Source organism: Variovorax sp. YR752, from assembly GCF_943372545.1.
In genome coordinates, this window is sequence record NZ_CALRZC010000291.1 from 1 (window position 1) to 9,007 (window position 9,007).

The 9,007-nt window shown below is 68.0% G+C and carries 6 protein-coding genes; all 6 read right to left on the bottom strand.

Going from position 1 to position 9,007, the window contains the following annotated elements:
- On the bottom strand, window positions 1–850 hold an 850-nt coding region (locus AAG801_RS37485; protein ID WP_341892982.1), incomplete at its 3' end, for an ATP-binding cassette domain-containing protein.
- A 262-nt stretch (window positions 851–1,112) separates the two neighbouring features.
- Window positions 1,113–2,510 carry an NCS2 family permease gene (locus tag AAG801_RS37490; protein ID WP_341892983.1) on the bottom strand — a complete coding sequence of 466 codons (1,398 nt, stop codon included), beginning with the start codon at window positions 2,508–2,510 and terminating at the stop codon, window positions 1,113–1,115.
- Between the two features lie 76 nt (window positions 2,511–2,586).
- Window positions 2,587–3,582 carry a LysR family transcriptional regulator gene (locus AAG801_RS37495; RefSeq protein ID WP_341892984.1) on the bottom strand — a complete coding sequence of 332 codons (996 nt, stop codon included), beginning with the start codon at window positions 3,580–3,582 and terminating at the stop codon, window positions 2,587–2,589.
- A 94-nt stretch (window positions 3,583–3,676) separates the two neighbouring features.
- Complete coding sequence (xdhB, locus tag AAG801_RS37500) at window positions 3,677–6,136, bottom strand: xanthine dehydrogenase molybdopterin binding subunit (protein WP_341892985.1); 2,460 nt, start codon at window positions 6,134–6,136, stop codon at window positions 3,677–3,679.
- 2 nt (window positions 6,137–6,138) lie between these two features.
- On the bottom strand, window positions 6,139–7,752 hold the full coding sequence (gene xdhA / locus AAG801_RS37505) for a xanthine dehydrogenase small subunit (protein WP_341892986.1): 1,614 nt from the start codon (window positions 7,750–7,752) through the stop codon (window positions 6,139–6,141).
- A gap of 176 nt (window positions 7,753–7,928) precedes the next feature.
- Complete coding sequence (locus AAG801_RS37510; RefSeq protein WP_341892987.1) at window positions 7,929–8,666, bottom strand: sulfite exporter TauE/SafE family protein; 738 nt, start codon at window positions 8,664–8,666, stop codon at window positions 7,929–7,931.
- Window positions 8,667–9,007 lie beyond the last annotated feature (341 nt).

Consider the following 9,007-nt stretch of genomic DNA (forward strand, 5'->3'; position numbering starts at 1 on the left):
CGACGACCTCGCCCGCGCGCACATCGAACGAGATGCCGTCCAGGTCGACGCCGAACTGGTCTTCGCGCGCCAGCTTCAGGCCCTGCACGCGCAGCGCCACGGCGCCGGCATGCAGCGGGCGGTGCTGCAGCGGCGGCGGCTCGCTGCCGATCATGAGGCGCGAGAGCGATTCGGTGCTCTCGTTGCGCGGGTTGCACACACCTGTGACCTTGCCGCCGCGCAGCACGGTGCAAGCCGTGCACAGCTCCTGGATCTCGTGCAGCTTGTGGCTGATGTACAGGATGCTGCAGCCTTCCGAGGCCAGCTTGTTCAGCACGCCGAACAGGCGGATCACGGCCTGCGGCGTGAGCACCGAGGTCGGCTCGTCCAGGATCAGCAGCTTGGGGTTGGTGAGCAGCGCGCGGATGATCTCCACCCGCTGCATCTCGCCCACCGACAGCGTGTGCACGGGGCGCGCGGGGTCGATGTCCAGGCCGTACTCGCTGGCCTTGGCCGTGATGCTGCGGGCCACTTCGGCCAGCGCGAGCGACTTGTCCAGGCCCAGCCAGACGTTCTCGGCCACGGTGAGCGTGTCGAACAGGCTGAAGTGCTGGAACACCATGCTGATGCCCAGCGCGCGCGCCTGCTGCGGGTTGCGCAGGTTGACCGCCTGGCCGTCGAAGGTGACGGTGCCTTCGTCGGGCTTGACCGAGCCGTAGATGATCTTCATCAGGGTCGATTTGCCCGCGCCGTTCTCTCCGAGCACGGCATGGATTTCGCCGGGCTGCACGGCCAGGGAGATGTCGCTGTTGGCCACCACCGCGGGGTACCGCTTGGTGATGTTCGCCAGCTGGAGTCTGGGGGTTGTCATGCCGGGTTTCGTGGGTTTGTCTCGTTCAACTGCAACAAAGCGGGGACAGCTATAAGTTTAATAGCGTCCCCGCGACCATCGGCGCCCGACGGCGCGTCCTTCAGAGGTTGGGAGGCGCTTCGGCGTGGCCGAGCAGCCCCCGCAAACGGGCCCAATCAAGGCGCAAAGCGCAGCCATAGCGAGGGCTATGGCGAGCATTTGCAACGCAGAGTGGGCGCGTTTGCGGGGGATGAGCGGTCATGCCGAAGTGCCTCTCAATCTCTTAGTGCCCGCCGATGTAGGCGAACTTGAACAGGAAGATCGCCGCGATCACCCACACCATCGCATGCACTTCCCGTGCCCGGCCGGTGCACAGCTTGAGCACGGCGTAGGTGATGAAGCCGAAGGCCAGGCCATTGGCGATCGAGTAGGTGAAGGGCATGGCCAGCGCGGTGACGGCAGCCGGAATGACCTCGGTCGTGTCTTCCCAGTCGAGCTCGACCAGATCGCGCAGCATCAGGCAGCCCACGAAGAGCAGCGCCGGTGCGGTGGCGTAGGCCGGCACCGAGCCCGCCAGCGGCGAGATCATCAGGCAGGCCAGGAACAGCACCGCCACCACCACGGCTGTGAGGCCGGTGCGGCCACCCGCTTGCACGCCGGCTGCGCTTTCCACGTACGCCGTGGTGCTCGAGGTGCCGAGCAGCGAGCCCGCGAAGATCGCGCCGCTGTCGGCCAGCAGCGCCTTGTTCATGCGCTCCATCTTGCCGGGCACCAGCAGGCCCGCGCGCTTGGCCACGCCCATCAGCGTGCCGGTGGCGTCGAACATCTCGACCAGGAAGAACACCAGCACCACGTTCAGGATGCCGCCCTTGAGCGCGCCGAGGATGTCCAGCTGCATGAAGGTCGGTGCGATGGACGGCGGTGCGTCGAACACGCCGTGGAACTTGTTGCCGCCGAAGAAGAACGACAGTACCGTCACCAGCATGATCCCGATCAGGATCGCCCCGCGCACCTTCAATCGGTCGAGCGCCACGATGACGAGAAAGCCGATGGTCGCCAGGACCACGGGCGCCGAGTGCAGGTCACCCAGCGTGACGAAGGTGGCCGGCGAGGCAGCGACGATGCCCGCGCTCTTCAGCGCGATGAGCGCCAGGAACATGCCGATGCCCACGGTGATCGCTGTTCGCAGCGACTGCGGTATGCCCGCGATGAACAGCTCCCGCAACCCGGTGACCGTCACGATCAGGAAGAGGCAGCCCGAGATGAACACCGCGCCCAGCGCGACCTGCCACGTGTAGCCCATGCCGAGCACGACGACGTAGGCGAAGTAGGCGTTCAGGCCCATGCCCGGCGCCATGGCGATCGGGTAGTTGGCGTACAGGCCCATGATCAGCGTGCCGATGGCCGCGATCAGGCAGGTGGCGACGAAGACAGCGCCCTTGGGCATGCCCGCGTCCCCGAGGATCGACGGGTTCACGAAGATGATGTAGGCCATCGTCAGGAACGTCGTCAGCCCTGCGATGACTTCGGTGCGCACGGTGGTGTTGTGCTCGGTCAGCTTGAAAAAGCGTTCCAGCAGACCGGCGTTGGCCGGTGCGCCCGCAGCACGCAACGGCGCCGCCTCGGTGGCCCCGGCGGCCCGGGGAGTGGTGGCCTTGGGCACCTCTTCATACCTGTTCATTTCGCTTGTCTCCAGCTGTTGTATGTGGCGGTTCGTTCATCGTTGCCTCGGTCGCGACGCCGGCGCGACGGAGGGCTCAGGGAGGATCGGAAAGCGGTTCAGCCGGCAGGGCTCGGGCGGCAACGGCTGGCGCGGCATCGAAACCGGGCCGCAGCGACGCCGCCACGCCCTTGATGCATTCGCGCAGCCAGCGCGCGGAGCTCGACGAATGCGTGCGTTCGTGCCAGAGCTGGTAGTACATGAGGCGCGGCAAGGCGGCCGGGCACTCGAGGATCTTCAGAGGCAGCCGTGCGGCAAAGCGCTCGCAGTACTGGCGCCCGGTGGTCAGCACCAGCAGGCTCGACGCCACCATGTCCGGTATGAGGCCGAAGTGCGCGCAGCGCGCCGTGATGTTGCGCTGCCGACCCAGCTCGTCGAGCATCTGGTCGATGATGCCGCGCCCGCCCGGGTGCATGGGCGTGGGCGCGATGTGCTCGGCCGCCAGCCAGGTTTCCAGGTCCCACCCGCGCCGCACGGCCGGATGGTCCTGGTTGACCAGCGACACCACCTCGTCGCCGAACAGGCGCGCCATGTGCAGGTCTTCCGGCGGTTTGAGCCAGTTGCCGATCACCAGGTCGACCTGCCCGAGCGCCAGGTGCCCGTGGTAGTCCGAATCGGGCGAGAGCGCATGAATCTCGATCTGGCACAGCGGCGCCTCGCGCTTCACCTGCGCCACCAGCAGCGGCAGGAACAGCGGGTCCATGTAGTCGCTGGCCGCGATGCGAAAGGTGGTGGCCGCCGACTGCGGCTCGAAACCGCGCGCATCCGAGAACAGCATCTCGGCCGCCCGAAGAATGCTGGCCGCGGGCTCGATCATCCGCAGCCCCGCGTCGGTCGGCACCATGCCCGAGCCCGAGCGCACCAGCAGCGGGTCGCCCGACAACTCGCGCAGGCGCTTCAGCGCGGCCGAGACGGCCGGCTGGTACATGCCCAGGCGGATGGCGGCGCGCGAGACGCTGCGGTCGGTCAGCACGGTATGAAGCACCCGTATGAGATGAAGATCGATCTTGTCGAAAAGCGCCTGGTCTCTCATGGCTGTTCACACCTTTCTTGTCTGTGCGAACAGTTATACAGCGCAACATTTGGAGAACGGAAGGACGCTCGGACCGTGCGAGCACGGCCGGTGCTCATTCGCCAGAGGCTGCCTGCACCGCGGTCAGGGCGCGGAGGATGGATTCGCTCGTGGCCGGCGCCTTCAGCGGCGGATCGACCCGGTGCCCACCCGCGGCCGACACGGCATCGCGGATTGCGAAGAACACCGAGAACGGCAGCAACAGCGGCGGTTCGCCCACGGCCTTGCTGCGGTGAATCGAGTCTTCGACGTTCTGGCCCTCGAACAGGCGCACGTTGAACACCGGCGGGCAGTCGTTGGCCGTCGGAATCTTGTAGGTGCTCGGCGCGTGCGTGGTGAGCTTGCCGCTCGCCGGATGCCACACCAGCTCTTCGGTGGTGAGCCAGCCCATGCCCTGGATGAAGGCGCCCTCGACCTGGCCGATGTCCACGGCCGGGTTCAGCGACTTGCCCGCGTCGTGCAGGATGTCGGCACGCAGCAGCTTCCATTCGCCGGTGAGCGTGTCGACCACCACCTCGCTCACCGCTGCGCCGTAGGCGTAGTAGTAGAACGGGCGGCCCTGCATCTTGTCCTTGTCCCAGCTCAGGCCGGGCGTGGCGTAGAAGCCGTCGGACCACAGCTGCTTGCGGTCGAGATACGCCTCGCCCACCACGGTGCTGAAGGCCAGCGTGCGGCCGTTCACTTCGACCTGGTCGTTGGCAAAGCGCACGTCGGCGGCGTTGCCACCGTGGCGCTCGGCGGCGCAGGCGGCCAGGCGTTCGCGGATCTGGCGTGCCGCGTCCTGCGCGGCCTTGCCGTTCAGGTCGGCGCCGGTCGAGGCGGCCGTGGCCGAGGTATTGGCCACTTTGGTCGTGTCGGTCGCGGTGACGCGCACGCGCTCGAAGCTCACGCCCAGCTCGTGCGCCACCACCTGTGCCACCTTGGTGTTCAGGCCCTGGCCCATCTCGGTGCCGCCGTGGTTCACGAGGATCGAACCGTCGGTGTACACGTGCACGAGCGCGCCGGCCTGGTTGAAGTGCTTCACGTTGAACGAGATGCCGAACTTCAGCGGCGCCAGCGCCAGGCCGCGCTTGAGCACCGGGCTCTTCACATTGAAGGCGGCGATCTCTTCGCGGCGCAAACGGTAGTCGCTGGTTGCTTCCAGCTCGGCCACGAGTTCGTGGACGATGTTGTCGGTCACGGTCTGCCGGTACGGCGTGACGTTGTTCTCGCCCTTGCCGTAGAAGTTGACGCGCCGCACGTCGAGCGGGTCGCGCTTCAATTCGCGCGCCACCGAGTCCATGATGTTCTCGATGGCAATGGCGCCCTGCGGGCCGCCGAAGCCGCGGAAGGCCGTGTTGCTCTGCGTGTTGGTCTTGCCCGAGAAGCCGTGCATGCTCACGTTGGGCAGCCAGTAGGCGTTGTCGAAGTGGCACAGCGCGCGCGTCATCACCGGGCCCGACAGGTCGGCCGAATGGCCGGCGCGCGAGACCATGGTGATCTCGGCGCCGAGGATGCGGCCCTCGTCGTCGTAGCCCACGTCGTACTCGTACCAGAAGCAGTGGCGACGGCCGGTGATCATGAAGTCGTCATCGCGGTCGAGCCGCAGCTTCACGGGGCGCTGCAGCTGGCGCGCCGCAATGGCCGCCACGCAGGCAAAGATCGCCGACTGCGATTCCTTGCCGCCGAAGCCGCCGCCCATGCGCCGGCACTCCACATGCACTTCGTTCGAGGACAGGTGCAGCGCGTGCGCCACCAGGTGCTGCATCTCGCTCGGGTGCTGCGTCGAGCAGTGGATGTGCAGCGTGCCGCCCTCCTTCGGAATGGCGTAGCTGATCTGGCCTTCGAGGTAGAACTGTTCCTGCCCGCCGACGTCGAGCGTGGCCTGGTGGCGGTGCGGCGCCTTCGCGATGGCGGCGCGCACGGCAGCTTCGTCGCCTTCGTTGGCGGCCCCGCCGCTGCGCACGATGTGCATCGGCGGCACCACGTACTGGCCGCGCGCATGCGCGTCCTGCGGCGTGATGACGGGCGGCTGCGCCTCGAGGGTGATCGCGTCCTTGGCCTTGGCGGCGGCGCGGCGTGCGGCATCGCGGGTTTCGGCGATCACGGCGAACACGGGCTGGCCGAGGTAGCGGATCTGGCCGCCGTCGTTCACGGGCAGCAGGATCGGGTCGTCATGGACGATCGAACCGCAGTCGTTGGTGCCGGGAATGTCGTCGGCGGTGAGCACCGCGACCACGCCGGGCATGGCGCGGATGGCGTCGAGCGACAGCGCCGTGACGCGGCCGTTGGCCACCGGCGACAGGCCCAGCGCGCAGTGCAGCGTGCCGGCGAGTTCGGGAATGTCGTCGATGTAGGTGGCCTCGCCGGCCACGTGCAGGTGCGCCGACTCGTGCGGGCGGCTGATGCCCACGCGCATGCCGCGGTCGTGCGCCAGCGCTTCGGCGCCCACGTCGATGCGGGCGGCGGTGTTCTTCAGGTAGTCGGCAAAGGCCTCGGCGGGCTGCAGCAGGCGGGCGTCGATGGGTTTGTTCATGGTCAGAGTCCTTCCGCCGCCACCTTGGCAACGACATGAGGCATCACGCTCCAGACGCTGGTTTCCTCGAGGGACAGCGCGTCCTGCGTGCGGGTTTCGAGCCACAGGCGCTGGATCAGGTTCTGCGCCACCTGCAGGCGGTAGTCGGCCGAGGCCCGCATGTCCGACAGCGGCTTGAAGTCTTGCGCCAGCGCCAGCTTGGCGGTCGCCACGCTGGCCTGCGTCCAGGGCTTGCCGACGAGCGCGGCTTCGGCGTTGGCGGCACGCTTGACGGTGGCGGCCATGCCGCCGAAGGCCAGGCGCACGGCCTTCACCGTGTCGCTGCCGTCGGCTTCCAGTTCGATGGCGAAGCCCGCGCACAGCGCCGAGATGTCGCAGTCGAAGCGCTTGCTGATCTTGTAGGCGCGCACCTGGCGGCGCATGGCGGCCAGCGGCACGGCCAGCCCCTGCACGAACTCGCCGGGCTGCAGCTGGTTCTTCATGTAGTCGAGGTAGAACTCGGGCAGCGGCATGCGGCGCACGACGTCGCCGCGGCGCAGCTCGATCTCGGCGTCGAGCGACATGAGCACCGGCGGCGAATCGCCGATGGGCGAGCCGTTGGCGACGTTGCCGCCCATGGTGCCGGCGTGGCGGATCGGCGGCGAGGCAAAGCGCAGCCACACGTCGGCGAGGCTGGGCACGCGCTCGACCAGCGCGCCGAAGGCCGCTTCGAGCGAGGCGCCGGCGCCGATGTACAGCTCGTCGGCACGTTCCTCGACCGTCTTCATCTCGGCCACGTCGCCGACGTAGATGATGTCGCCGAGGTCGCGGAACTGCTTGTTGACCCACAGGCCGACGTCAGTCGAGCCCGCGAGCAACTGGGCGCCCGGCTTCTGCACGCGCAATGCGGCGAGTTGGGCGATGGTCTTCGGCGCGTGAAAGTGGTCGATGCGGGCGCCGAGCGGGGCCGCGTAGTCGAGGCCGTCGTTCTTCAGCGCGGTGAGCGCGGCCACCACCGGCGCGGTGTCCAGGCGCACGGCCGGCAGGTCGAACATGCGCTGGCCGGCATCGAGGATGGGGCGGTAGCCGGTGCAGCGGCAGAGGTTGCCCGACAGGTCGTCGGCCAGCTGCTGGCGCGTGGGCTGCGTGCCCTCGGCCTGGTGGTGTTCGTAGGTGGCCCACAGCGACATCACGAAGCCCGGCGTGCAGAAACCGCACTGCGAGCCGTGGCAGTCGACCATGGCCTGCTGCACGGGGTGCAGCGGGTGGACGGCGTGCTTGGCGTGGGCGTCGGTCTTGGGCTTGCACTGCGACGCGCACTGGCCCTTGAGGTCTTCGACCGTGAACAGCGCCTTGCCGTGCAGCGTGGGCAGGAACTGGATGCAGGCGTTGACAGTCTGCAGCTGCAGGCCGTCGACCGCGCCGGGGGCGTGGGCGTCGGCGGCCAGCTCGCCGATGACGACGGTGCAGGCGCCGCAGTCGCCTTCGTTGCAGCCTTCCTTGGTGCCGGTGCAGCGCGCGTCTTCGCGCAGCCAGTCGAGAACGGAGCGGGTCGGATGGACCCCGCTGACGTCGACGATCTTTCCGCGATGGAAGAAGCGGATCGGTTGAATCGGTGTGCTGCTCTCGGTGCTCATGCTTTTTTCAGGCTCGTGGGCGGCCCGTCGTGGGCCAGTCATGGACGTTAGCGACTTGCGTGGGGTCTTGCATACGGGCACGCCCATAACGCGTATGTGAGGGTCGGTATGCCACGTCCGGGGAAACCCTTGGATTGACGTTGCAATTCCCGGGCCACGCCGGAAACCGAGGGTTTTCAGCCGTGCGCGATGGCGGTCCAGGCGGTGGCGAGCAGCGTCACGCCGGCCACAAACAGCAGCCCGGCGACCAGCCATTGCAGGGTGCGCGGCTGCAGCTTGTTCGGCAGGCGGTGGTGCAGCCGCGTCGCGGCGTAGACCACGGGCATGGCGCAGCCGGCGAGCAGCGCCGAGTGCCACGAGAAGTGGCCGGTGGGCACCACGATGACGAGCCGCACGAGCGAGTTGAAGGCGAACATCAGCAGCAGCGCGCGGCGCACGAGTTCGCGGTCCAGCGGCTGGCGGTACATGTGGAAGACGATGGGCGGGCCGGAGGCGGAAAACAGCCCGCCCAATACGCCCGAGAGCCCGCCGATGAGGGCGAAGCTGGTACGGCCCGACACGGCGGGCAGCGGCTTGCCCTGCAGCAAGAGCAGCACGGCGCAGATCAGGATCGACACGCCCAGCAAGCCCCGCAGCCAGTCCACGGCGCTGCCGCTGAGCCACACGAGCAGCATGAGCCCGACGATGACGCCGACGGTGCTGCCGTTGAGCGCGGGCTTCATGAGCTGCCAGGGCACGGGGCCGGGGCGCGCGCGGAAGTAGGTCCAGGCGTTGATAAGGCTCAGCACGGTCGCGGCATTGGCCGCGTCGTTCACGCTGGCGATGTCGAACACCGACACGAGGCCCAGCAGGATGAGGCTGAACGCAAAGCCCGTGAGGTTCTGCGCGTAGGTGGCCAGGCCCACGCAGGCCATGAAGATCAGGACCGGGACGGCCCCGGAAAGAATCGCTTGCACCTCGATGCCGTCAGTGCGCGCCGAGGCTGGCGGGACGTTGGAAGGAGGCGGGGGAACGGGGATGCGGGACGGACATGCGGACGGGGATCGGGGGACTTAGGCGCGGGGCGGGAGCGCTTGAGAATAACGCGTGTGTTCGGGGTGCGTGCCCAGGCCACCGGGTACTTCCCTCCGCGAATGTCCCCCGGGCTTCGCCCTCCTCCTGATATTGTTTAATCCGCTCCTACCGCGCTAAAGGGAGCCCGTTCGGTGAACCCCGATCTCCTCCTTGGGCCGACCAGCCCGCAATCAAGACTGGG